At 36.9% G+C, this 24,791-nt stretch carries 21 protein-coding genes and 5 tRNA genes; 11 read left to right on the top strand and 15 right to left on the bottom strand.

The features are described from left to right. Positions 1–31: 31 nt before the first annotated feature. The 4 genes from M2306_RS16375 to M2306_RS16360 all read right to left on the bottom strand — a co-directional run bounded on the left by M2306_RS16375 (position 32) and on the right by M2306_RS16360 (position 4,637). On the bottom strand, positions 32–1,714 hold the full coding sequence (locus M2306_RS16375) for an ABC transporter ATP-binding protein (protein WP_259188943.1): 1,683 nt from the start codon (positions 1,712–1,714) through the stop codon (positions 32–34). Positions 1,715–1,838: 124 nt separating this feature from the next. After that, positions 1,839–2,291, bottom strand: a complete 453-nt coding sequence (locus M2306_RS16370) for an OsmC family protein (protein WP_002987750.1) — start codon at positions 2,289–2,291, stop codon at positions 1,839–1,841. Between the two features lie 469 nt (positions 2,292–2,760). Further along, complete coding sequence (locus M2306_RS16365) at positions 2,761–3,474, bottom strand: 3'-5' exonuclease (RefSeq protein ID WP_259188945.1); 714 nt, start codon at positions 3,472–3,474, stop codon at positions 2,761–2,763. Between the two features lie 2 nt (positions 3,475–3,476). Next, the gene (locus M2306_RS16360) at positions 3,477–4,637 is read right to left on the bottom strand and encodes a serine hydrolase domain-containing protein (RefSeq protein WP_259188946.1); all 1,161 of its coding nucleotides are present in this window, start codon (positions 4,635–4,637) and stop codon (positions 3,477–3,479) included. 155 nt (positions 4,638–4,792) lie between these two features. On the opposite strand from M2306_RS16360, the gene M2306_RS16355 reads away from it, so the two are divergent. Beyond that, on the top strand, positions 4,793–5,434 hold the full coding sequence (locus tag M2306_RS16355) for an O-methyltransferase (RefSeq protein ID WP_115091828.1): 642 nt from the start codon (positions 4,793–4,795) through the stop codon (positions 5,432–5,434). Positions 5,435–5,470: 36 nt separating this feature from the next. Here M2306_RS16355 and M2306_RS16350 read toward each other — a convergent pair whose 3' ends face one another. From M2306_RS16350 to M2306_RS16340, 3 genes are read right to left on the bottom strand one after another with little or no spacing between them, the layout of a single operon-like run. Continuing rightward, positions 5,471–6,040, bottom strand: a complete 570-nt coding sequence (locus tag M2306_RS16350; RefSeq protein WP_259188948.1) for a phosphatase PAP2 family protein — start codon at positions 6,038–6,040, stop codon at positions 5,471–5,473. After that, positions 6,040–6,345, bottom strand: coding sequence for a Sec-independent protein translocase subunit TatA/TatB (locus tag M2306_RS16345; protein ID WP_002987759.1), 306 nt, complete (start codon positions 6,343–6,345; stop codon positions 6,040–6,042). The genes M2306_RS16350 and M2306_RS16345 overlap by 1 nt, the downstream gene beginning before the upstream one ends. 39 nt (positions 6,346–6,384) lie before the next feature. Continuing rightward, entirely contained in the window at positions 6,385–7,185 is an 801-nt protein-coding gene (locus tag M2306_RS16340; RefSeq protein WP_259188950.1) for a hypothetical protein, read from the bottom strand. Positions 7,186–7,344: 159 nt separating this feature from the next. On the opposite strand from M2306_RS16340, the gene pepE reads away from it, so the two are divergent. Next, entirely contained in the window at positions 7,345–8,052 is a 708-nt protein-coding gene (gene pepE, locus M2306_RS16335; protein ID WP_259188951.1) for a dipeptidase PepE, read from the top strand. A gap of 31 nt (positions 8,053–8,083) precedes the next feature. On the opposite strand, the gene M2306_RS16330 is transcribed toward pepE, so the two are convergent. From M2306_RS16330 to M2306_RS16310, 5 genes are all read right to left on the bottom strand, one after another. After that, a tRNA-Gly gene (locus tag M2306_RS16330) sits at positions 8,084–8,156 on the bottom strand. A gap of 33 nt (positions 8,157–8,189) precedes the next feature. After that, a tRNA-Gly gene (locus tag M2306_RS16325) sits at positions 8,190–8,265 on the bottom strand. Positions 8,266–8,299: 34 nt separating this feature from the next. Beyond that, positions 8,300–8,375, bottom strand: a tRNA-Gly gene (locus tag M2306_RS16320). Between the two features lie 33 nt (positions 8,376–8,408). Beyond that, positions 8,409–8,484, bottom strand: a tRNA-Gly gene (locus M2306_RS16315). A gap of 33 nt (positions 8,485–8,517) precedes the next feature. After that, positions 8,518–8,593 (bottom strand) — tRNA-Gly (locus M2306_RS16310). 561 nt (positions 8,594–9,154) lie between these two features. Between M2306_RS16310 and M2306_RS16305 the strand changes: the two genes are divergently transcribed. The 5 genes from M2306_RS16305 (at position 9,155) to M2306_RS16285 (ending at position 16,654) form a co-directional block, all read left to right on the top strand. Next, positions 9,155–9,631, top strand: coding sequence for a GbsR/MarR family transcriptional regulator (locus M2306_RS16305; RefSeq protein WP_115091832.1), 477 nt, complete (start codon positions 9,155–9,157; stop codon positions 9,629–9,631). A 5-nt stretch (positions 9,632–9,636) separates the two neighbouring features. Next, positions 9,637–10,794, top strand: a complete 1,158-nt coding sequence (locus M2306_RS16300; protein ID WP_115091833.1) for an efflux RND transporter periplasmic adaptor subunit — start codon at positions 9,637–9,639, stop codon at positions 10,792–10,794. Between the two features lie 3 nt (positions 10,795–10,797). After that, positions 10,798–13,941: an efflux RND transporter permease subunit gene (locus M2306_RS16295; RefSeq protein WP_259190245.1), complete on the top strand. Its 3,144-nt coding sequence runs from the start codon at positions 10,798–10,800 to the stop codon at positions 13,939–13,941. A 1-nt stretch (position 13,942) separates the two neighbouring features. Next, complete coding sequence (locus tag M2306_RS16290) at positions 13,943–15,349, top strand: efflux transporter outer membrane subunit (protein ID WP_259190247.1); 1,407 nt, start codon at positions 13,943–13,945, stop codon at positions 15,347–15,349. A 693-nt stretch (positions 15,350–16,042) separates the two neighbouring features. Next, complete coding sequence (locus M2306_RS16285) at positions 16,043–16,654, top strand: polysaccharide deacetylase family protein (protein WP_259190249.1); 612 nt, start codon at positions 16,043–16,045, stop codon at positions 16,652–16,654. Here the strand turns inward: M2306_RS16285 and M2306_RS16280 are convergent. The 3 genes from M2306_RS16280 to M2306_RS16270 form a co-directional block, all read right to left on the bottom strand. Then, on the bottom strand, positions 16,649–16,942 hold the full coding sequence (locus tag M2306_RS16280) for a thioredoxin family protein (protein ID WP_060874777.1): 294 nt from the start codon (positions 16,940–16,942) through the stop codon (positions 16,649–16,651). The two genes, M2306_RS16285 and M2306_RS16280, sit on opposite strands and share 6 nt — an antisense overlap. A 76-nt stretch (positions 16,943–17,018) precedes the next feature. Next, the gene (locus M2306_RS16275) at positions 17,019–18,254 is read right to left on the bottom strand and encodes a metallophosphoesterase (RefSeq protein ID WP_259190250.1); all 1,236 of its coding nucleotides are present in this window, start codon (positions 18,252–18,254) and stop codon (positions 17,019–17,021) included. Between the two features lie 205 nt (positions 18,255–18,459). Then, positions 18,460–19,617 carry a hypothetical protein gene (locus M2306_RS16270; RefSeq protein WP_259190251.1) on the bottom strand — a complete coding sequence of 386 codons (1,158 nt, stop codon included), beginning with the start codon at positions 19,615–19,617 and terminating at the stop codon, positions 18,460–18,462. A gap of 254 nt (positions 19,618–19,871) precedes the next feature. Between M2306_RS16270 and polA the strand changes: the two genes are divergently transcribed. The 4 genes from polA (at position 19,872) to rpsI (ending at position 24,723) form a co-directional block, all read left to right on the top strand. Then, entirely contained in the window at positions 19,872–22,679 is a 2,808-nt protein-coding gene (gene polA, locus M2306_RS16265; RefSeq protein ID WP_259190255.1) for a DNA polymerase I, read from the top strand. A gap of 264 nt (positions 22,680–22,943) precedes the next feature. Then, positions 22,944–23,507, top strand: a complete 564-nt coding sequence (locus M2306_RS16260) for a 1-acyl-sn-glycerol-3-phosphate acyltransferase (protein WP_115091838.1) — start codon at positions 22,944–22,946, stop codon at positions 23,505–23,507. A 374-nt stretch (positions 23,508–23,881) separates the two neighbouring features. Further along, positions 23,882–24,337: a 50S ribosomal protein L13 gene (gene rplM, locus M2306_RS16255; RefSeq protein ID WP_036462661.1), complete on the top strand. Its 456-nt coding sequence runs from the start codon at positions 23,882–23,884 to the stop codon at positions 24,335–24,337. Beyond that, a complete protein-coding gene (gene rpsI, locus M2306_RS16250; RefSeq protein WP_002987796.1) occupies positions 24,337–24,723 on the top strand; it encodes a 30S ribosomal protein S9 in 387 nt (128 codons plus the stop codon). The genes rplM and rpsI overlap by 1 nt, the downstream gene beginning before the upstream one ends. Positions 24,724–24,791: the final 68 nt, after the last annotated feature.

The raw sequence follows: 24,791 nt of genomic DNA, 5'->3' as shown, positions 1-24,791 counted from the left end.
TTAACTTAATCAAAACAATAACATGAAAATATTATTCCAAAATAGAAGCAATTAACTTTTTCGTATAAGCGGTTTGAGGATGAGCATACAAAGCATCCGCTTCTCCTTTTTCTTCGATTTGTCCTTTGTTCATCACCATAACTTGATCTGACATATACTTGACAACAGCTAAATCATGTGAAATAAAGATATAGGTAAATTGATATTGTTCTTTCAGTTCGTTCAACAAATTGAGTACTTGGGCTTGAACCGAAATATCCAATGCAGAAACTGATTCGTCACAGATAATTAGCTTCGGGTGAACGGCAATCGTACGTGCAATTCCGATACGTTGGCGTTGTCCGCCAGAAAATTCATGAGGATAACGATCAAAGGCTTCTTCCGTTAAACCTACCTGCTGTAAAAGTTGAAGTACTTTTTGTTTCTTCTCTTTTTTATTGCCAAATAGTCCATGCACCATCATGGGTTCCATGATGGCTTGTCCAACTGTTAGCTTTGGATTTAAAGAAGAAAAAGGATCTTGAAAAATGATTTGAATATCCTTGCGCAATGCACGAAGTGCTTTGCCTTTTATTTGTGTAATATCTTTTCCTTGATAAAAAATAGCCCCTTGAGTAGCGGGGTCTAATTGAAGAATGGCATTCCCTAATGTGGATTTTCCACAACCACTTTCTCCAACCAATCCCAATGTTTCCCCTTCATATACTTCGAAGTTAATTTGATCTAAGGCGCGAAACGTTTTCTTACCCCATAATCCAACGGTAGATACATATTCCTTCCCCACGTCTTTGACGGTTAACAAAGGTGATTTCGCATAGATTTTTTCCTGAAATTCTCGGCGCTCTTCTTGAGAAACAACCGCAGAACTTACGCGTTTTTCGATAAAATCTTGAATGGTAGGCAAGCGTCTTAATCGCACCTCACTCGAAGGTCGAGCGGCAATTAAAGCTTGGGTATAAATTTCTTGAGGTGTAGTAAAAACAGCTTGAGTAGCTCCTTTTTCAACCACTTTCCCTTGGTACATAACCATTACTTCATCCGCAATACTAGAAACTAATCCTAAGTCATGGGAGATAAAGATCATGGCCATTTGTGTCTCCGCTTGTAGCTCTTTCAACAATAGGATAATGTCTTTTTGAACAGTAACATCCAAAGCTGTCGTTGGTTCATCAGCAATCAACAACGTCGGTTTACAAGCAATCGCCATAGCAATCACCACCCGTTGTTTTTGCCCTCCTGATAATTGATGTGGGTATTTAGTATAAGCTTCTTCTGGAACAGGCAATTTCACTTGAGTAAATAATTCGATTACCTTATTCTTTAAGGCAGTTCCTCTCAAATGGGTATGCAAACGAAGCATTTCTTCCACCTGATATCCACAACGCATCGAAGGATTCAGCGCACTCATAGGCTCTTGGAAAATCATAGCGATTTTATTCCCTCGAATTTGTCGGTATTCCTCTTCCGTAAAAGCCGTTAAATCTTGTCCTTCAAACACGATATGCCCGACAATTTTACTTTGTTTTTCAGGTAATAAACCTAGTAATGCCAAAGAACTGACCGATTTTCCCGATCCTGATTCACCCACAATACCCAAAATTTGGTTGGGGTGCAAATCAAAGGACACTCCCTGTACAATCGGTTTCCAATCTTTGTTCTGTTGAAAACTAATTTGAAGATCCTTTACGTGAAGTAGCGGTGTTTGTTCTGACATAAAAATGAGTTAACGGTGTCTAAAACAAAAATAAGATATTTAATTGTGATTTAATGCCGGAGCAAGAAGCTATTCGCTCTACCGCGAACACCAAATCACAATTAAAAAACTAAAGTCAGACATACTACGCTACATTTACATGATCATATTCCTTTACCAACGTTACAATCGTTGGAGTTTGTGCTTTAAAATTAGCGAAAACAGGGCAAGCTAATTTCACTGCATCTATCCATTCTTTCAATAGGATAATAGAAGCCGTCGATGTTGGTTTCACAATCACATCAATTTTTTTAAATACCCCTGCATCCAAATGTTTTTGTTGCAAAGCTTCATCTAATACGCCACTTACCTCAATCTGAATTGATTTTAAATCCACGTTCAAAGTCGAACCGATTAAGTTTCCAATTGCATGGATACTTCCCGCTAATTTGGCTAAGATCAATTCCTCTGAATCCACTTGGGCTTCTTTGACCAATTCTTTTCCATCTTTTACAGTAAATGAAAAGTTCGCTGTCTTGATTGCCAACTGACTTTCTCGTACTGAAAAACCTAATACTTTTACTACTTTTTTACTCATTTTGCTTTTTGTTTTTACTTGAATCACGACACTTTACCTCAAAAAAAAAGTCCTTTTGGTCGTCGTACGTTACCAAAAGGACTTGAAATATTACACTTAATCATTTTTTATTTAAAAAACGCTAGGATTTTTGCTTCAGTTCTGGTAACAAGCGATTAGGCGAATGTTTAATAAACATCCACATATAACATGTTGGGTTCGATAAATACTGAATTTGCTGTCTCATTGCGTATGATTTAAAAAAAAAGCCCCTGTTTACAAACAGAGGCTTACGTATATCTAATTATTATATCTATTTAAAATAACAATCCCAATCCACTCACCTCTTGTGTAGAACACCACATTGATTTATGAAAATACGATTGAATTGTTGACATAATATATTTTTTCTCTATTTTTTTACTGCTTACAAAGCTAGAAATTATTTTTTTATAAAAAGCAAGTTTTCCAATATTTTTAACTCTTTTTTTTATACCGCTATAATTTCATCTTCTTCTAGGATTTTTTCTCCACGTAAACGCAGTAAGATTTGCGCCACTGCAATGACATCTTTTTCACAGTAGCGTGCAATGCGATCTATGTCGTTATCCTGGTAGTATACCTGGGCTACATCTGCTCCTGAAATATCATCCTTCGGTGAGGGAATTTGCAAAATATGCGTCAATAATTTCAGCGAGGTATAATGTTTATAATCGCCAAATTTCCACATTTCCATGGTGTCTAAATGCGGAACCTCCCAAGGCTTTTTTCCCATTAAATTTAATTTCGCAGGTACTTTTAATCCGTGAATAATCATTCTTCTTGCGATATACGGAAAGTCAAACTCCTTTGCATTATGCCCACACAATAAGTGTTCTCCATGGTTAAAGTAAGACGTTAGTAGATTCGTAAAATCCGTAAGAATTTTCACCTCCTCTCCAATGAAAGAAGTGGTTCTGAATTGACGATCTCCCTTTTTATACGTAAAATAACCTACCGAAAGACAAACAATCTTACCAAATTCTGCCCATATTCCCGCTTGAGTATAAAACTCTTCTGCTGTAATTTCTCCTTTGCGTTGATAACGCGTTTTCTCTTCATACAATACTTGCTCTTCCGTTTGGAGCTGTTGAAAATCTTGTTCTTGCGGAACAGTTTCAATATCTAAAAACAAGACGTGAGATAAATTAATTCGATCTAACATAATTATTTTTTTCGTTGCGCTAACATGGCATACGCTTCATCAATATAGGTGTATAAATCATTGCTATGTGGGTCTTCTTCTGTTTGTAGTCCTTTAATATGACCTAAGCGAACGATAATAACATTATCTTTTGGCGATACAATGGTAAACTGTCCTAAATGCCCGCGCATATAAAAGAAATCTTGTCCTTTGTAATTTTTCAACCACCAACAATAGCCATATTCTGGGCTAGATTCAAATCGAGGGACAATCGATTTAGCCACAAATGTACTGTCTAGGATTTGTTCTCCCTTCCACTTTCCAAAGTCTTTATACAACTTACCAAATCGCGCAAAATCTCTAGCTCCACTTGTAAAACAACAATATGATTTCTCAATTCCATCTCCTTTGTGGTCGATTTGCCATAACGCATCATTTTCAGCCCCCATTGGTTTCCAAAAATATTCTGACACATAAGCAGCAAGTGTTTGTCCGGTTGCTTTTTCTAAAACCATGGCCAATAATTGAGTATCCCCACTTTTATAGATAAATTCTTTCCCTGGCTGATCTTTGATATCCAAGCCCAACATCACTGCGCGTAGGTCTTTATCAAAATAGGCTTGTGTAACCACTGAAAAGGGACTGTAATACCCTTCATCCCAATCCAAACCAGAAGCCATCGAAGATAAATCTCCAACTGTTACCTCATTCTTGTATTTTCCTTTTAGTTCTGGAAGATACTGAATCACTTTATCATCTAAACTCTTGATTTCGCCACGTTGCAAAGCTTTTCCTAAAGCCGCTGATACTATACTCTTTGCCATAGAGAAAGAATTCGTTTTACTATTGGCAGTATACCCATCATAGTAACTTTCATGCCAAACGCTATCATTCTTAATGATTAAAAAAGCAATGGTTTGCAAATCTTTATGGGTACTTGCTAAAGTGGCAGTAGGTTCAACGGAATTATAATCCTTAGCCACAGGCCAGGGCTGTGCTTTTCCTGCAGGAATGTCTCGTGTTGGGAAATAGTGATAATCATCCAAGAATGCTGTCTTATATCCATTGAAATAGATGGTTCGCACCGCTGTAAATAAGTAATCGACCTTAAATACATAAGCTAGAATGACGATTCCCACGATAATAATAGCCAGTCCTTTCAGGAATTTCCATAGTATTTTCATAACATTTGATTCTAGTTGGTAGTTAAATTTACCATTTTTTTTCCTTGTTTGACGGATTTTGCTAGCATTCTTATAAAAACAACAAAATAGTCCGGTATTGCAAAAAGCCTTTTATCTTTGCAACTTGATTTTCTTAATTTAAATACGCTTCTTATATGCACTTTATATCCAAAGAACTCGAAGATTACGCTGCAAATCACAGTGAAAATGAACCTGAACTATTGGCACAACTTGACAAAGAGACGCATCAAAAGGTAGTACAACCGAGAATGTTAAGCGGGCATTTTCAAGGGCGTTTTTTAAGCATGATTGCTAAATTGGTTCGTCCAACTCATATTTTAGAAATTGGAACCTTTACAGGATACGCAACTTTGAGCTTAGCTGAAGGCTTACACCCCGAAGGAACGTTAGACACTATTGATGTCAATGAAGAATTGTATGACTTTCAACGCAAGTATTTTGATTTATCTCCTTATGGTAAACAAATTACACAACACGTTGGAAGTGCTTTAGATATCATTCCTCAATTAGATAAGAAATACGATTTAGTTTTTATTGATGCTGATAAGCAGAATTACAGCAATTACTTTGAATTGATCATTAACAAAATGAATCCTGGAGGAATTATTTTATCTGACAATGTATTGTGGTCAGGAAAAGTGATTGAAGAAATCAAGGCCAATGATAAAAGTACGCTTGCCTTAGATCAATACAATAAACTATTGAAAGAAGATCCTCGAGTGGAAACGATTTTACTTCCGATTCGAGATGGGTTAACTGTTTCGAGAGTACGATAAAAAAAGGGATTTGGTTTGAGCCAAATCCCTTTTTTATTATATCAATTTATCGTTGTATTTTCTTTCAATCCACAAGAAGATTTGATAGAATAGCGTTCCTGATAATAAACCAAAACAATATCCTACTAAAATATCAAAAGGAAAGTGCATGGTCAAATAGATTCTACTATACGCGAATACTAAAGGAAAGATAAACACCAAATAGGCATGTTTATAGTAACGTCTCAGCACCATAAACATAAAAAGCATGTTTGCCATGGAATTTGATGCGTGTCCTGAAAAGAAGCTCAATGATGGGCTACATTTCACTACGCGAATCAACGCTTGAATATCTTCTGTATTACAAGGTCTAGGGCGAGCAACGGCGTATTTCACTAAATTCGTCATTTGGTCCGTAAAGGCAACCAAGCCCGCTAATACTAAAATAATAACCCCTAATTTTTTTAGTGATACTTTGCGATAAGTTAAATAAACCAATAGCACAAAAAAGGGTATCCAGTTTAATTGTTTCGTAATAAACAACCAAAAGGGATCGAAAGTTTCACTTCCTAATCCATTAAAATAAATAAGTAGTTCTTTATCTAATTGTACTAATTGATCTAGCATTAATTTCTTCTTTTAATTGGCCCTGTAATATTTTCAATATCCTCTTTTTGTTTCTCAATTTCTTGTTGGATATCTTTGATAGGGTTGATATCAGCCTCTATATTCAAGGCATCTTCAATATCTTTTTTGATACCTGATTCGTCGGCACTTTTGTTGATTTCGTGTTTGATATCATTTGTAGCATTTTTCACTTGAGCCATAAATTTACCAAAAGCTCTGGCCATTTCTGGTACTTTATCAGAACCAAAAAGCATTAAAATGACTAATATGATAAAAAACAGTTCTCCTCCTCCTATTCCAAACATAACTCTATTTTTAGTTAAGATACAAATCTACAACGTTTATTATTTTTTAGTTGCTTTCTGCTCGTTTAAATTTACTTGTTCTATTGTTAAATTCTTCTGCTGAGGCTCTTCCTTTATTTTATCGCCTAATAAATCTAAAAATTCTAAGGCCAAAACTCCCGCTCTAGAAGAGATTTTATCTTTCTCAGTACTACCTGCATTCAAATAACCAGACATAATATCATCATCCGAAACATAGTAGGCAAAACCTACGACATAATCTTTAGGAATACTGTAATCTTTAATCAGCACATATTCGTCCATGATGTTCAAGAACTTATCTTTTCTCATTTCTTGTTTTTCATACTTCAATGCTTTCTTTAGCATAGCCGTACGTCCACTAATCCAATTGACAATTGCACTGACAGGAATAATTCCCGATCCCGAAGTAGCGGTATACAATCGGCGTTCTGCAGGCGTATAACGCCTAGCACCTTCTGGAACTAATCCCAAAGAAGAAGAGGAAATATGAGTAATAACAATTTCGTTTAACTGTCGATTGAGATCATTGGGTTCAAGCGGAATTAAAACAATATCGCGTTTAAAATCGATATCATCCAATACATAGCGATAACCAATAAACAAGGGGCCTGAAAACATTAAGGTATCCTTTTCTTGTGCTTGAATTGAAAAATACCCTCCTGGTTCCGTTACCAAGGCATCACCTGTATTGATATTTGAGACATAAATCCCTTTCAAGTCCTTGCTTCGAGATACGATTTTCCCTTGCAAAGGCACTCTATTCTGGGCCCATACGCTTACTCCTACTATCAACAATAAAAAGGTTAAAACTAATCTCATCTACTAATATATTAATGAAGTCCGTAAAAATATCTTATAAAAGCATAAAGCAAAATTTTAATCGTGTAAAGTTATGTTAAATATAAAATTCACCTAGAGGAAACAACTTTTTTCATTTGCCGAATAAAGTCTATTTTTGTTCTACTTAATAAAGCAATCATGAGAAACTTAATCATAGCCAGTACCTCAACAATCTACAATCAAGGATATTTGGAGTACTTACTACCAACTTTACAAAACCATTTCAAAGCAGGTTCAACACTTGTTTTTATTCCGTATGCACGCCCAAGTGGAATTAGTCACGACGAATATACAGCAAAAGTACGCGAAGCATTTCAATCCATTGATGTGCAAGTAAAAGGATTGCACGAATTTGACAACCCTAAGCGAGCAATTCAAGAAGCTACAGGAATATTTACAGGAGGTGGAAATACCTTTTTATTAGTAAAACAGTTATATGCTCACGATTTAGTACAGACTATTACGGAAGTGGTCAACAACGGAACGCCTTATCTAGGTTGTAGTGCTGGAAGCAATATTTGCGGTTTAACGATGGAAACGACCAATGATATGCCTATCACTTATCCACCGTCGTTTAAAACTTTTGGTTTTGTACCGTTCAATATCAATCCGCACTATTTGGACCCGATTGAAGGATCTACCCATATGGGAGAAACGAGAGAAACGAGAATTAATGAATTTCACACGATAAATTCCCAACCCGTTGTAGGACTAAGAGAAGGAAGTTGGTTGAAGGTTTCTAGTGACCGCATTATATTAGAAGGAGCACTCCATGCCCGTATATTTGAACAAGGCAAAGCAGCTTATGAGGTTGTACCGAATACAGATCTAAGTGATTTAAAATAAAAAAAGCCTGCTAATGCAGGCTTTTTGTTTGAGCGGAAGACGAGGCTCGAACTCGCGACAACCAGCTTGGAAGGCTGGAGCTCTACCAACTGAGCTACTTCCGCAGGTGATGATCTTTAGAAACTTTCATCAAGTTTTGGAGCGGAAGACGAGGCTCGAACTCGCGACAACCAGCTTGGAAGGCTGGAGCTCTACCAACTGAGCTACTTCCGCAGGTGATGATCTTTAGAAACTTTCATCAAGTTTTTGGAGCGGAAGACGAGGCTCGAACTCGCGACAACCAGCTTGGAAGGCTGGAGCTCTACCAACTGAGCTACTTCCGCAGGTGATGATCTTTAGAAACTTTCATCAAGTTTTGGAGCGGAAGACGAGGCTCGAACTCGCGACAACCAGCTTGGAAGGCTGGAGCTCTACCAACTGAGCTACTTCCGCAGGTGATGATCTTTGAAAACTTTCATCAAGTTTTGGAGCGGAAGACGAGGCTCGAACTCGCGACAACCAGCTTGGAAGGCTGGAGCTCTACCAACTGAGCTACTTCCGCAATTGTGGATGCAAATATAAGGCATTTTTCAAATTTTATGCAAGAAATAAAAAGATATTTTTTTCACCTCTGTTTCATTTTTTTTTCTTCATGCAGAATATCAACGAGATATACTTAAACAAACACCTAAAAAAAATCTTTTCTCCCCCTTATTTCGTTATAAACCTCTTCTTCTGAACCACTCATCTTCCTTTTTTTATTTACACAACCGCATTTTCCACCCAAATAACCCCCTAATTTTATGACGAACGGCGTTTAAATCAATCTTTTTTTCAAAATTAAACTCCTTCTAAAACCCCTTTTAACTTGTCAAATACGCAATTTTATCGAACATACTGTATTCATAAAACCAAAAAAAATAAATATTTTTTGCGATTTTAAAGCCAAAATGTTCAAAATAAAAAACAAAAAAACCTTCCCAACCCTTTTTAACATTGAGTTGCTACATTATTTAGACGACGTCCACATAATTTAAGAGAACTTTAAGTTTGTTTGGTTCGGTAAGAACAAAACTAACACTATCTTTGCCGTGTATAATTATTATTAAGAGTTATTTCCATAATGCAATACGATCAAAGATTAGTCGATTTGTTTCAAGACTTCTGTGCACATCATGAAGTAGTCTATCATTTCTCGCCGCTTACGGCTCAGATTTACACCTACATCATGTTCAATAACAACAGAGACGGCGTTACATTTGACGAACTTGTTGAACGACTAAACGCTAGTAAAAGTTCCGTATCGACGAGTTTAAATTTACTAATCAGCAACAATCAAATCGAACATTTCAATAAGATTGATGAGCGGAAGCGATTTTTTCGTTTGAACTCTAATTTTATTACAACACGATTGGAGTTGATTAAGAACATGTTAGACAGAGAATCAACCTTAACACTCAAACTCAAAGGTTTTGTTGAAGAAGGGTTAATTAATTCTAACAACTGTCAAGCGAAGATGAAGCTCTACATTGAGCATCTAGAAAACAGTAAGATCCAGTTAACAAACACAATAGAAAAATTAAAAAGTACAAACCAGTAATTTATATGAAACGTTATTTGCATACTATCGTTCTTGGTTCTCTTTCATCATTAGCCGTAATTTCATGCGGAAAGAAAGAGCAAGCACAAGGAGGGCAAGGTCCAATGCCATACAAAGTTGTTCAAGTTCCAACACAAGATGTTGTGGGTCATACTTCGTACCCAACTACACTTCAAGGTAAAGTTACGAGTAGCGTTCGCGCAAAAATAACAGGATACATCCAGGAGGTGTATGTGGATGAAGGAGCAACGGTAAAAAAAGGACAACCTTTATTCCGTTTGGAGACCAATATTTTATCACAAAATGCAGATGCTAGTAAAGCAGCAATTAAAACAGCTGAAGCACAAGTAAATGTAGCACAAGTGAATGTTGACAAATTAATTCCTCTTGTCCAAAAAGGAATTGTAAGTAACATTCAATTGGAAACAGCAAAAGCAAATTTAGCTAGTGCACAAAGTCAAGTAGCAGCAGCAAGAGCAACTTACAATAGTGTGGTTGCCAATGTTGATTTCTCTATTGTAAGAAGCCCAATAGACGGTATTGTTGGAGCTATTGCTTTCCGTGAGGGGACTTTAATTTCACCTAGTGATCCTACTCCATTAACTACTGTTTCTGACGATAGCGAAGTATTTGCTTACTTCTCAATGAACGAGAAAGAGTACTTTAATTTCTTAGAAAAAATTGAAGGAAATTCGTTAAAAGAAAAATTAGGCCACTTACCAGAAGTGAAGTTACAATTAGCCAATGGTACGACTTACCAATATACGGGTAAAATCGAAACAATCAGTGGTCAAATTAACACGGCTACAGGTACAGTACAAGTACGTGCAGCATTCCCGAACAAAGACAGAATCTTAAGTACAGGAAATAGTGGTACATTATTAATTCCACAAACGTACAAAGATGTAATGGTTGTTCCAGAATCATCTACTTTCGAGCAACAAGGACAAGTGTATGTGTACAAAGTAGAAAATGACACCGTAAAATCAACCCCAATTGAAGTGATTGACCGTGTGAACAAATTAGCCGTTGTAAAATCAGGATTGGAAAAAGGGCAAACAGTTGTAGCGACAGGATTAGGTACATTACGTAATGGTTCAGCTATTACGCCAGCGCCAACTTCAATTGAAGAGATTAACAACAGCATCAAACCTACATTCTAAACTATGTTAAAGACATTTATTGAAAGACCTGTTCTATCGACAGTTATTTCTATCCTAATAGTAATCTTAGGGGTGCTGGGATTGACCGCACTTCCTGTGACGCAATATCCTGATATTGCGCCTGCAACAGTACAGATTAATGCCAGTTATCCTGGAGCGAATGCTGAGACTGTAATGCAAAGTGTTATCATTCCGATTGAAGAGCAAGTAAACGGGGTGGAAAACATGGATTACATTACTTCTACTGCCAGTAATGATGGTAGTGCGAGTATTCAAGTAATCTTTAAACAAGGGGTAGACCCGGATATTGCAGCAGTAAACGTACAGAACCGTGTGGCTCGTGCTACACCGCTTTTACCAGCGGAGGTAACCCGTTCAGGGGTAACCACACAAAAGCAACAAACGAGTGCTTTGATGTTCCTTTCGTTCTACTCTGAAAATCCAAACTACGATGCGATTTACATCCAAAACTACATGAATATTAACGTTATTCCTGAGTTAAAACGTGTAAGTGGTGTTGGAGATGCGCAAGCGTTCGGTTCTCGTAACTACTCAATGCGTATTTGGATTGAACCATCAAAAATGAAAGCCTATGGCTTAGTTCCTTCTGATGTTGTTCGCGTATTAAACGAACAAAGTTTGGAGGCTGCCGCGGGACAATTGGGTGAAAATAATGCGGAAGCATTCCAATATGTTATCAAATACAGCGGTAAATACAAAACACAAGAGCAATATGAAAATATTGTAGTGAAGTCTTTAGCTAATGGACAAGTATTATTACTAAAAGATGTTGCTAAAATTGAATTAGGAGCGATGTCTTATGTAGGAAACTCAGAATTAGACGGACACCCAGCAGTTGCCATGGCTATTTATCAAACGCCAGGATCAAACGCGCAAGAAATTAATAAGCACTTACACAGTGAATTAGAATCTTTATCCAAAAATTTCCCAGAAGGAATCCACTATACAGTATTGATGGATACGAACGAATTCTTGGATGCATCAATTAGTAAAGTAGTTACGACGTTAATTGAAGCATTTATCTTAGTATTCTTCGTAGTATACATCTTCTTACAAGACTTTAGATCGACGTTAATTCCGTTGATTGCAGTACCGGTTTCGATTGTAGGTACGTTCTTCTTCTTGAATGCCTTTGGATTCTCGTTGAACTTACTAACGCTATTTGCCCTCGTACTCGCCATTGGGATTGTGGTGGATGATGCCATCGTTGTGGTGGAAGCCGTCCACGCCAAGATGGAAGCCACCGGTGAAGATGCATTAGAAGCGAGTAAGAGTACCATGGATGAAATTTCTGGTGCGATTATCTCTATTACCTTAGTAATGGCGGCGGTATTTATTCCAGTAACGTTTATTAGTGGTCCAACAGGAGTATTCTATAAACAATTTGGTATTACGCTTATTATTGCGATTTTAATTTCGGCAGTAAACGCCTTGACCTTGAGTCCGGCTTTATGTGCGGTATTCTTGAAACACCACGATGTAGTAGATAATGGAAAGAGAAAGAATTTACTTCAACGTTTCTTTAGAGCATTCAACATTGCGTTTAATAGCCTTACAGAACGTTATGGTAATTCATTCAAATTATTATTAAAACACAAATGGTTAACGTTTGTTGTTTTACTAGCGTGTTTAGGAATTACTTATTACTCAGCGAAAACAATGCCTACAGGATTCGTACCAAACGAAGACCGTGGATTTATCATGGGTAATATCGAATTACCAGCAGGTGCTTCTCAAGACCGTGTGGTAGCAATTCAGAGAGAATTCTCTAAAATGGTACAACAAATTCCAGGTGTTGATGGGGTAACTGTAGTATCAGGATTCTCTTTCATCAACGGTCAGGGATCTAACTACGGTATGGCGATGATTAAATTGAAAGATTTCAAAGAAAGAAAAGCGCCAGAATTAGCTACTGACGTAGTAATTGGAAAATTATTCGGTTTAGCAGCGACACAATTCCAAGATGCAAGAATGATTTTCTTCCAACCACCAAGTATTCCTGGTTTCGGTATGTCATCTGGTTTTGAGTTGAAATTATTAGATAAAACAGGAGGTTCTTTGACAGACTTTGATGAAAAATCAAAAGAGTATTTAGGAGCTTTAATGCAACGTCCTGAAATCATGTATGCACAATCGTCATTTAACACGAACTATGCACAATATGAATTGGATTTAAACGTAGCTAGAGCAAAAGAATCAGGTGTTTTAGTAAGTGATATCTTCTCTGCTTTACAAGGGTATATTGGAGGTATTTATGCGGCTGACTTTACGCGTTTTGGTAAACAGTTCCGTGTAATGGTACAATCGTTACCAGAATATCGTTCAGATGTAAACAGCTTGAATGAGATCTATGTAAGAACAGGATCTGGAGAGATGGCGCCAATTACTCAGTTTGTTAACTTGAATAAAGTATATGGACCGCAATCTATTAACCGTTATAACTTATTTACCTCTTCAAATATTACAGGAGCTCCTAAACCAGGCTTCAGTTCTGGAGATGCGATTAAAGCGGTTCAAGAAGTTGCGCAACAAAACTTATCTGCAGGTTATGGTATTGACTTTACAGGATTATCTCGTGAGGAGATTAGTGCGGGTAACCAAACCGTACTTATTTTCTTCTTGTGTGTGGTATTCGTTTATTTCTTACTATCTGCACAATACGAAAGTTATATGTTGCCATTTGCGGTAATCTTATCGTTACCAACAGGTATTATGGGAGCTTTCATTGCACAAAAAATTGCAGGATTAGAAAATAATATTTACTTCCAGATTGCCCTGGTCATGCTAGTTGGACTACTCGCGAAGAATGCCATTTTGATTGTGGAGTTCGCCGTTCAACGTAGAAGACATGGTGAATCGATTGTAGAATCAGCAATTAACGGTGCAAAAGCGCGTTTAAGACCGATTCTAATGACTTCATTCGCGTTTATCTTAGGATTAATGCCTTTGGTATTTGCTGGTGGAGTTGGTTATATCGGAAACCGTTCAATTGGTACAGGTGCAGCCTTCGGTCTATTGATTGGTACTATCATTGGAGTGTTTGTAATTCCAGTATTATATGCAATATTCCAATATCTTCAAGAGAAAATTAAACCAATTAAATTTGAAGAAATTAAGTCTGAATAACATGAAAAAAACATATATATACAGAGCGATTCCTGTTGCAATATTAGGGCTTACCATGCAATCTTGTATAGTTGCAAAAAAATATGATAGACCTGACGTTATTCAAGAGGAACAATATAGAGGTAGCAATACAGCAGACTCTCTTTCTATGGCAACTATGTCATGGAAAGAGCTGTTCTCTGATCAAACCTTGATTCAACATATCGAAACAGGGTTAGACAACAACTTAGATCTGTTAATCGCGATTGAGAACATTAACGCAGCGCATGCTTATATGCAACAAGGAAAATGGGGCTTTGCTCCTACCTTGAGTGTTGGTGGAAATTATACGCATAGCATCCAATCGAAAAACGGTCCACAGGGAATTCTTAGTGGTGACCAACGCATCAAAACAGACCTTTATGATATTACAGGTCAGTTTTCATGGGAACTAGACGTTTGGGGAAAGCTAAGAAGTAATAAAAGAGCTTTTGTAGCGAGCTATTTACAAACAGTATCGGCTCAACAAGCAGTAAAAACTCAACTAATTTCAACTATTGCAACAACGTATTTTCAACTTGTTGCTTTAGATAGACAAAAGGAAATTACAGAACTTACGATTGCCAATAGAAAGAACAGTTTAGAGACGATTCAAGCCTTGAAAGAATCTGGACAAGTGGATGAGATTGCAGTGAAACAAACTCAAGCACAATTGTACAATGCGCAAGCGTTGTTGGTTGACTTGAACAACAACATCAAAATCACTGAAAATACATTCAGCATTTTACTTGGACAAACTCCAGGTGAAATCAAAAGAGAAAAACTAAGCAATCAAAAAGTAAATACTGATTTAACAGTAGGAGTTCCGATGCAGTTGTTGGCAAATCGTCCTGATGTTAGAGCAGCAGAATACGGTTTAGTAAACGCATTTGAGATGACGAATGTAGCGAGAGCTAACTTCTACCCATCTTTGCGTTTAACAGCAAATGGCGGACTTCAAAGTCTTGATTTTGATGAATTATTCAACACCAACTCTTTATTTGCTAATTTAATCGGTGGATTAACTCAACCGTTATTAAATGGAAGACAAATTAGAACGCAACACCAAGTAGCTCAATCGAAAAAAGAGCAAGCGTACTTAGGGTATAAAAAAGCGATCTTAACGGCTTCTAAAGAGGTATCTGATGCGTTATACACGTATGAAAGTGCTTCTAAAAAATTAGATTTAAAGAAAAAAGAATACGAAGCTTATCAGTTAGCAACAGAATACTCTGAAGAACTACTAGTTCAAGGTATGGCTACTTATTTAGATGTATTAACAGCTAGAGAAAGTGCACTTGCTGCTGAATTAAGCTACATCAACACAGAATTGACTCAATTGACTACTTTAGTACAGTTGTATCGTTCATTAGGTGGTGGATTAGAATAATAAAACACACCAACACATCCATAGTTAAAAATAGCAGTGAGCGAAAGCTTACTGCTATTTTTTTGGATAGTGTCGAGGGTTTTTGAAGGGGTGAGGCGATGAGAGGGTGAGATTGGTGAGGGTTCGTGAGGTTTGTACTTTGTGAGATTTGCTCTTCGTGATTTTCCACGCAGTATCCCGTTTAGTATGGCTACACACCCAGTATGTCATCCCGACGAAGGAGGGATCGCATCTGTTACTCAACGCTTGTTACTCTAATCAGCCACTCCACACAGTACCCTCACAGCATGGCGTGAGCACTGGATGCGACCCTTCGTTACCTCAGGGAGACATACTGAGTGGTTACTGGGGGTGAATACAACGCTTGTTACGTTCCGATTTCACCGCCTCACCCCCTCATCGCCTCACCCAAAAATAAAGGTATGCAGTAGCTTTGTTGTAGTTTTCTTAGACTTTCCTTGGACTATGCTTGGAGAATACTAGGCCCCCCCCCTTTTGTCGAAGGAATGTCCAAGGAATGTCCAAGGAATGTCCAAGGAATGTCCAAGGAATGTCCAAGGAATGTCCTAGAAGGGTTGAAGGAAAGCTGAAGGAACCTTATTCAACTCCCTAGTCTTTAATCGATAAATCGCACAAAAAACAAACCTCACTAACCTCACAAAAAAAACAATCCAATTTTCTTATCTTTGAATTATGCGAATCCTTCCATTTCTTTTTCCTCGTTATACTTGGCAGAAATCCAAGAAAGACAAAGTGGTTTATCTCACCTTTGACGATGGGCCTATACCAGAAGTAACGGAATGGGTATTGGATGTATTACAGCAACATCAGATACAAGCGACTTTTTTTTGTATTGGAGATAATATTAGAAAGCATCCTGCTATCTTTCAACGCATCCTAGCAGAACAGCATCGCATTGGCAACCATACGTTTCATCATGTAAAAGGATGGAAAACAACGCTTGAAGAGTACATAGCAAATACAGAACAGTGCCAACAAGAGATTGTCAAACACCACAAAGAAGGCACTTCTTTATTTCGTCCACCGTATGGAAAAATAACGAAGAAACAAGCCAATTATTTATTGAACCAGGGATATGAGATTATCATGTGGTCTATTATCACCAAAGACTACGAAGCAGGTTTAAGTCCGCAACAATGTCTAAAGCGCACAATTAAACGGATTACACCAGGCAGTATAATCGTTTTTCACGATAGTTTAAAAGCTGAAAAAAACATGAAGTATGCACTTCCTTTACTTCTTGAGTATTTGAAGCAAGAAGGCTACTCCTTTGCAACTTTATAGGGTTTGCGTTACGCTGAGTAAGGCTTCTGTTTCCATTACTCCGCTTTGTCTCCAAATCATAGCTCCTTTTTTGTACAACAACATCGTAGGAACTTTCTTAATGCGCAACGCATCGATTAACTCATTATTTTTAGCTACATCAATTTTTACGATACGCAATTGATCTCCCATAGCAGCTGCAACTTCATAGATTACAGTGTCCATGGCAGTACATGCTTCATTCCATTGGGCATAAAAATATACTAATACAGGTACTTCTGCTGTTACTAAATCTCCGAATTTTGACATAAATCTCTCAGTTACTGATTTTACTTATTCTTTAACAACTTATTCTTACAAAAATATTACATTTTGTCAAAATAAACTATTTTTTCTTGCGCAATTCGAGAACTGTTATCTCTGGCCAAATCCCAGTTCGTCCTTGGTAGGCATGATAACCAAATCCCCGATTCACATAGATCATTTTCCCCATCTTTTCATACAGGCCTGCCCATTGTTTATATACGTATTGAATTGGACTCCATTTAATAAAACCAGGAATTTCAATTCCAAACTGACTACCATGGGTATGTCCTGCTAAAGTCAATTGGAAGTTTTTAGGATGATCCAATACTTTCGCTTCCCAATGAGAAGGGTCATGCGACAACAATACTTTAAAATCCTCCGCTGTTACGCCTACCGTTGATTGATCTAAATCACCATATTTCATGAAATGGGCGCGTTCGCCCCAGTTTTCCACTCCAACAATAACAAGACTATCCTCTCCTTTTTGCAAGCGCACATGTTCATTTCGCAATAACTTCATTCCAATTGCGGGGCTTAAATTACAAATGGCTTTAAAGTTGCGTTCGCGTTCTTCATCCGTTTCCCATTGGATGTATTCTCCATAATCGTGATTACCTAAAATAGAATAATTGCCAAAGGGATGTTGTTCAATCTTTTGAAACACATCCAACCAAGGCGTCATTTCACCTGCTAAACTATTGACTAAATCTCCAGTGAACAACAAGACATCTGACTGCTGTTGATTGACTAAATCAATAGCATATTCTAATTTTTCTCGGTTATCAAAACTACCAGAATGAATATCGGAAAGTTGTGTAATAGTGAATCCATCAAAAGCCTCTGGCAAATCTTCAAAAGTCAAGATGTGTTTATGTACCTGAAACTTGTAGCGTCCGATTGTAATTCCGTGTAATACAGAAATAAAGGGAATTGCCGCAATTCCAAACGCAAGTTGGGTAATGAATTTTCGTCTTTCTGGAAGGAATCTATCTTTTCGCGTTATTTTCTCTCTTTTAAAGTAGTGTATGGTACCGCGAAGTACACGTACAAAATCCTCTAAAAGCAACAATATTGTGATTAATACTTTCGGTAAGTAAACTAGAATAACCAACGCTGCGGCCAACATCGATTGGTGGTTTTGTCCAGATGAACGATCAAAACGAGAAAATCCATAGGCAATATAAGCCACAATCAAGGCAGAGCAGATAAAATATAATATTCGGAAAAATTTATGGCGTGTCAACTGTTTTACCGCTTGAAAGGTATAAAATTCAACAAGCAATAAAACAGGGAGTAAGAATGCTAAATTCAACATAGTAAAAGGCTATAAGTAACAAAGTTAGTTTTTTGTATAACGTATCAAAATATCTTTAACAAAGATTAATAACCTTCAAGCAAAAACTGCGATTTTTCTCCTTTTTACAAACAAAAAAAGGCAAATACAAGAAATTTTGCATTTGCCTTTCCTCCTATACTAAACACGGAGATTTTTTATCTTCCAATTTAGTTTACCTTATTTTTTATGATCTAGGCTGACCCTTTACAGGTACTCCTTCAAATTTTGCTTTGAAACGCTTGGTTACATCGCTTTTTCTCACCATTTCTATTTCTACTTTATAATCCGTAGCAGATGTTTTTGCAATTTTAATTTCGCCATAATCGATATCTGTATCCAAAGCATTTGTGCCTTTATTCAGAATCTTAAAAGTTCTACTTACCTCATCAGCTCCAGGTCTTCCTGGCCTTTGACTTGCGTTGAGAACATAACGCCCTTCTTTCAAAACATCTTCCTCTGCTTGAGCTGCAGCAACGGTAAATTGCACCTCCCATTGGTCGCTAGATAAATATAAATAATACGCTACTGTATGTCCTACTTCATCTCCAACGAAATTCATGTTCGTCATTATCTTTAATTCTTCATCAACAGGAGCTTCCGATTCTTTTTTCGTACGTGCTTCTTCCTGTACTAGAAGATGAGCATCCGTTGCCGAGATTCCTGCAACATAGATGATATAATCGGTGTCTGGTTTTGCAACTTTAGGTTTCAACGTAGTAGGTCCATCTACCTTTACAATAGAAAAACCTTCTTCCAACACCTCTTCTGCTGTCATGGTTCTTCCTTCCATCGCACTTTTCTCAACAATCATATAACGCATTTTCACTGCACCAGTTGGGGTTACTGTAAAAATTACACGTTCATGTGTTGAATCAACATCCGTAATGGTAATAGCAATATCAATCGCTTTTTTTGTTTTAAACGCTGTTCCTTTCTCATCAAACGTAACGGCATCTTCTTTATTTAAAGCCACAGCATATAATACGTATTCTTTATCTGCTTCTAATTCTTTGACAACTTGTTCTGCTTTAGCATCAGCTACTAATGTTCCTTTTTCCATTACTTGCTTTGCTGTAACAGCAAGATCTTTTTCTTGAACTAAATAGTAAATTTTCTCTGCACCCGTAGCTTCAAACTTAAAAGTAACGGATTCCTCCTCTACCGTAACAACCTCTACTTTCAACGTCGCTTTCTCTACATTTTCTCCCGGCTCTCCCGGTTCTTCTGGTTTTGGATCTACTTTTATAAGGTAATTATGGTCATCACTAGAACAACCTACAGTGGTAACTAATCCTGAGGCCACCAATGCTAAAACCCCTAATTTAAGGTGAAATTTTTTCATAATATTATTTTTTTTTAACACTAAACAATACGCAATTGTATCAATAAAAAAGCAATAAAGCTAACTTTAAAAACAAATAATAACCTAATTAATAAAATTATACAAAAGAGGATGTATACAACAACAACTCTTTACTTTAAAAACCATTCCATTCTCTCAGAAAGGTTTGTGTTCCCATTATACTTATTCACACGTAGAAAAAACAAAATCACTATCTTTGAAATTAATTCAGTATTAAATAAAACCATCATTCAATGGCTCAACAAAAACGTCTTTTTTTATTAGACGCCTATGCTTTAATTTTTAGAGGATATTATGCGCTTATTAAAAACCCAAGAATCAATTCTAAAGGATTAGATACCTCTGCTATTTTAGGATTTATGAATTCCCTTTTGGATGTCATCAAAAGAGAGAATCCGGATCATTTAGCTGTTGCTTTTGACAATGGGGGGAGTAAAGATCGCTTGGCTATCTTTCCTGAATACAAAGCCAATCGCGATGTAACTCCTGAGGCGATTAAAATTGCAGTGCCTTACATCAAAGAGATTTTAAAGGCGATGCATATTCCCATTATTGAAGTTTCTGGTTTTGAGGCAGATGATTTAATTGGAACTATTTCTAAACAAGCAGAAAAAGAAGACTTTATGGTGTATATGGTTACACCAGATAAAGATTACGCACAGCTTGTTTCGGACAATATTGTCATGTACAGACCAGCTCGAATGGGCAACGGTATTGAAATTTGGGATGTTGAACGCGTAAAAGAGAAATTCGAAGTAGATCATCCTGAACAGGTCATTGACTTTTTAGGTATGATGGGAGATGCTGTAGATAATATTCCGGGGTTACCTGGAGTTGGTGAAAAAACGGCAAAAAAATTCATCAAAGAATACGGATCAATGGAAAACCTTTTAGCTCACACCCATGAACTAAAAGGAAAAATGAAAGAAAACATCGAAGCCAATAAGGAGAAAGGATTACTTTCTAAAAAACTAGCGACGATTATCTTGGATTGTCCGGTAACGTTTAATGCGGATAATTATATTTTAGAAAAACCCGATGTTGAGAAAACAGATGCGCTATTCATTGAGCTGGAATTCAGAAGAATGAAAGAGCAATTCGACAAAATTTTCTCTTCAACACCACAACCAGTAACTGCCACTACAATCGCGACATCCTCTGGCACTCAAGAAGAACAATTTTCTTTGTTTGACACGGGAGAAGGAAGTAGCACGCAATCCCCTTACCAAACCTTAGAGACGACACAACATGTCTATCAATTGGTTCAATCACCCATGGCTATTCGCTTGTTAGCACAACAATTAATGCAACAGCAAAGTGTTTGTTTCGATACAGAAACAACGGGCTTAGATCCTTTAACTGCGGAATTGGTAGGACTTGCATTTTCTTATGATAAAGGAACGGCATACTATGTCCCTTTATCTGAAAACAGAGCGGAATTATTAGCTACATTAGAACACTTCAAGCCTTTCTTTGAATCCGAAAGCATTGAAAAAATTGGACAAAATTTAAAATACGATATCAAAGTTTTAAAACAATATGACATTCAGGTGAATCACCCTCTGTTTGACACGATGATTGCGCATTATTTGATTAATCCAGATATGCGTCATAACATGGATGTATTGGCTGAAACTTACTTGAACTATACCCCTCAACCGATTGAAACCTTAATTGGAAAAAAAGGCAAAAACCAAAAATCGATGCGTGAAGTAGAGGTTGAGTTAACCAAAGAATACGCAGGAGAAGATGCAGATGTTACGTTTCAATTGAAACAAGTATTCTTACCGCAATTGGAAGCCACTCAAACGGCACAATTATTCAGAGAGATTGAAATACCTTTAGTATCCGTACTAGCGGATATGGAAAATGAAGGGATTCGCTTAGACGTTGATTTCCTACATTCATTATCGACTACATTAGACAGCGATATTAAACAATTAGAACAGTCTATTTACGAAACAGCTGGAGAAGATTTCAACTTAGCCTCACCCAAACAATTAGGAGATATTCTATTTGAAAAATTACAAATTGGTGGATCTAAACCAAAGAAAACAAAGACAGGACAATATGCAACTGGAGAAGAAATTTTAAGTGATTTGGCGCCTAAACACGCTATTGTACAAGATATTTTGAACTGGCGTCAATTGATTAAGCTTCAAAACACCTATGTAGATGCATTACCGAAGCAAATCAATCCGGTAACGAATCGCGTGCATACAGAATATATGCAAGCCGTAGCAGCAACTGGCCGTTTGAGTTCGAATAACCCCAATTTACAAAATATTCCGATTCGTACAGAACGCGGGCGCTTGGTTCGTAAAGCATTTGTTGCGCGTGATGAAAATTACGTCTTATTAGCGGCGGATTACTCTCAAATTGAGTTGCGTATTATTGCCGCATTGAGCGAAGAGCCTAATATGATTGAGTCGTTCAAAAACGGAGAAGATATTCACCGCTCAACAGCAGCGCGTGTATTCAAGGTTCCATTAGAAGAAGTAACCAAAGAGCAAAGAAGTCATGCTAAAACAGTCAACTTTGGAATCATCTATGGTGTTTCTGCCTTTGGATTGAGCAATCAAACGAATTTATCTCGTGCAGAAAGTAAAGAATTGATTGATACCTATTATGAAACTTATCCTAAACTAAAAGACTATATCGCACAACAAATTGAATTTGCACGCGAACACGGTTATGTACAAACGATTTTAGGCAGAAGAAGATATTTAAAAGATATCCATTCACAAAATGCTGTCGTGCGCAGTGCGGCAGAGCGAAATGCAGTTAATGCCCCTATTCAGGGAAGCGCAGCAGACATTATTAAAATTGCGATGATCCGTATTCACAAGCGATTGGTCAGTGAACAATGGAAATCGAAGATGCTATTACAAGTACACGATGAGTTGGTTTTTGATGCACACAAAGAAGAATTGGATGCGTTAAAAACCATGGTAAAAGAAGAAATGGAAAGTGCTTTCAGCTTAGCAGTACCTTTGGTTGTTGACTTAGGAGTTGGAGAAAATTGGCTTCAAGCACATTAATAATTATAGCCTTGTGTTGCAAAACTACATGAACATCAAGGATAGAACGAAAAAAAGTTTGTTTTTGATATTCTATACGTGTTTATGTTCGTATTGCATTTACACCTGACTTTATCCATAGTATGTAGTTCTATTTTACAACTTAGTTGTAATCTCAATAAAAAAAGGTTATTCCGGTGGAATAACCTTTTTTTATGGCTTGCGTTAAAATCGAAATAGTTCCAAATTAAAAACTATTTTTGTACTTCATTTTAAATCAAGGCCATGAAGAAATTATTGGGCAAATTGATGTTAGGCATCACAGGTTGGAAGCTCGTTGTTCACGACGAATCTTTCAAACAAGAAAAAAAAGTTATTTTGATCTGTGTGCCCCATACCACCAATTGGGATTTTTACTACAGTCTCGCTTGTTTCTGGGTTTTAGGTATGCCTTTTAAAATTTTTATCAAAGATTATTATACCAAATCGTGGTTTGGTTTTTTCTTCAAAGCGATTGGTTGCATTGGGGTAGACCGCAACAAAAGTCAGAATTTAGTAGAATATGCGGTTCAAATTATTGAAGAGGCCGATGAGATTGCTTTGATCAATACCCCTGAAGGTACCCGTTCCTTTTCGCCCAAATGGAAACAAGGTTTTTATCATATCGCGAGGCAAACGAATATACCGATTGCTTTATGTTATGCTGATTACAAAAAGAAGCAATGCGGCATCTTAAAATTAGTGCGTGTTGAGGACAAATCCTTTGAAGCCTTATTGGATGAGATTGCGCCTTATTATAATCCAGCGATGGCAAAGTATCCGGAGAATTACAATCCTAAGTTGTATTAACAACAACATATTCTCGTAAAAACAGGATGTTTCTTTCTACTTCTCTTCCTTTTTAATTCCTAATCGGTTTACAACTACACTATACTAAAAAGTAAATTCATAAAAGAAGAAAAGGCCTAAGTTTGAAAGAATTAGAAGCTTATACATACGAAACCCTTGAATAAGTATCCTTCATTTTAGAGAATATACCATTTTTTTCTTTGTTTTTGCCAGTGAAAAAACAAGCGTTCTTGTATTCAAACAAATTACAACTCAGCTTGTTAAAAGCAAATAAAAGCAAAAAACAGTGGTATGGATTTGTATAATAAAAGAAATTATGTAATTTTGCACTCCCTTTATTGGGAATGGAATGTTTAATTAAATACAAAATTATTGTGGAAAGTTTAAGCTACAAGACTGTATCGGCAAACAAAGCGACTGTTCAAAAAGAATGGTTAGTTGTAGATGCTGAAGGCCAAAATTTGGGTCGTCTTGCTTCTAAAGTGGCAACACTTTTAAGAGGTAAACACAAGACAAATTACACGCCGCACGTAGACTGTGGAGACAACGTAATCGTAATCAACGCAGAAAAAATCAACCTAACAGGTAACAAATTAGATGACAAGACTTACATCCGTCACACAGGTTACCCAGGAGGACAAAGATCTTTAACTGCTAAAGTAATGCAACAAAAAAATCCTGCATTATTAGTAGAGAAAGCAATCAAAGGGATGTTGCCTAAGAACAAATTAGGAGCACAATTATTCCGTAATTTAAATGTTAATGTAGGCGCTGAGCACAAACATGGAGCTCAACAACCTAAAGCCGTTAATTTAAACGAAGTTAAGTAATGGGAGTTATTCACAAAATCGGTAGAAGAAAGACCGCTGTTGCTCGTGTTTATGTTTCAGAAGGAACAGGAAACATTACAGTAAACAAAAAAGATTTTAAAATTTATTTCCCTACAGGTACATTACAGTACAAAGTATTACAGCCTCTTACACTTACTGAGAACGCTGAGAACTTTGACATCAAAGTAAATGTATATGGTGGAGGAACTACAGGACAAGCTGAGGCAGTGCGTATGGCAATTGCTAGAGCTATGTGCGAAATTGATGTAGAGAACAGAGCAGTTCTTAAACCAGAAGGATTATTGACTCGTGACCCTCGTATGGTTGAGCGTAAGAAATTCGGTCAGAAGAAAGCTCGTAAGAGATTCCAATTCTCTAAACGTTAATATTTATTTATTATTAAAAAATCTAGGTTTTTGTTGCGCACTTGCATTTTTTGTAAGAAGTAGTTTAG

This window comes from Myroides gitamensis, assembly GCF_029894455.1.
Taxonomy (GTDB): domain Bacteria; phylum Bacteroidota; class Bacteroidia; order Flavobacteriales; family Flavobacteriaceae; genus Flavobacterium; species Flavobacterium odoratum.
The sequence above is the reverse complement of the archived record's forward strand: the minus strand, read 5'-3'. Positions and strand labels throughout refer to the sequence as shown.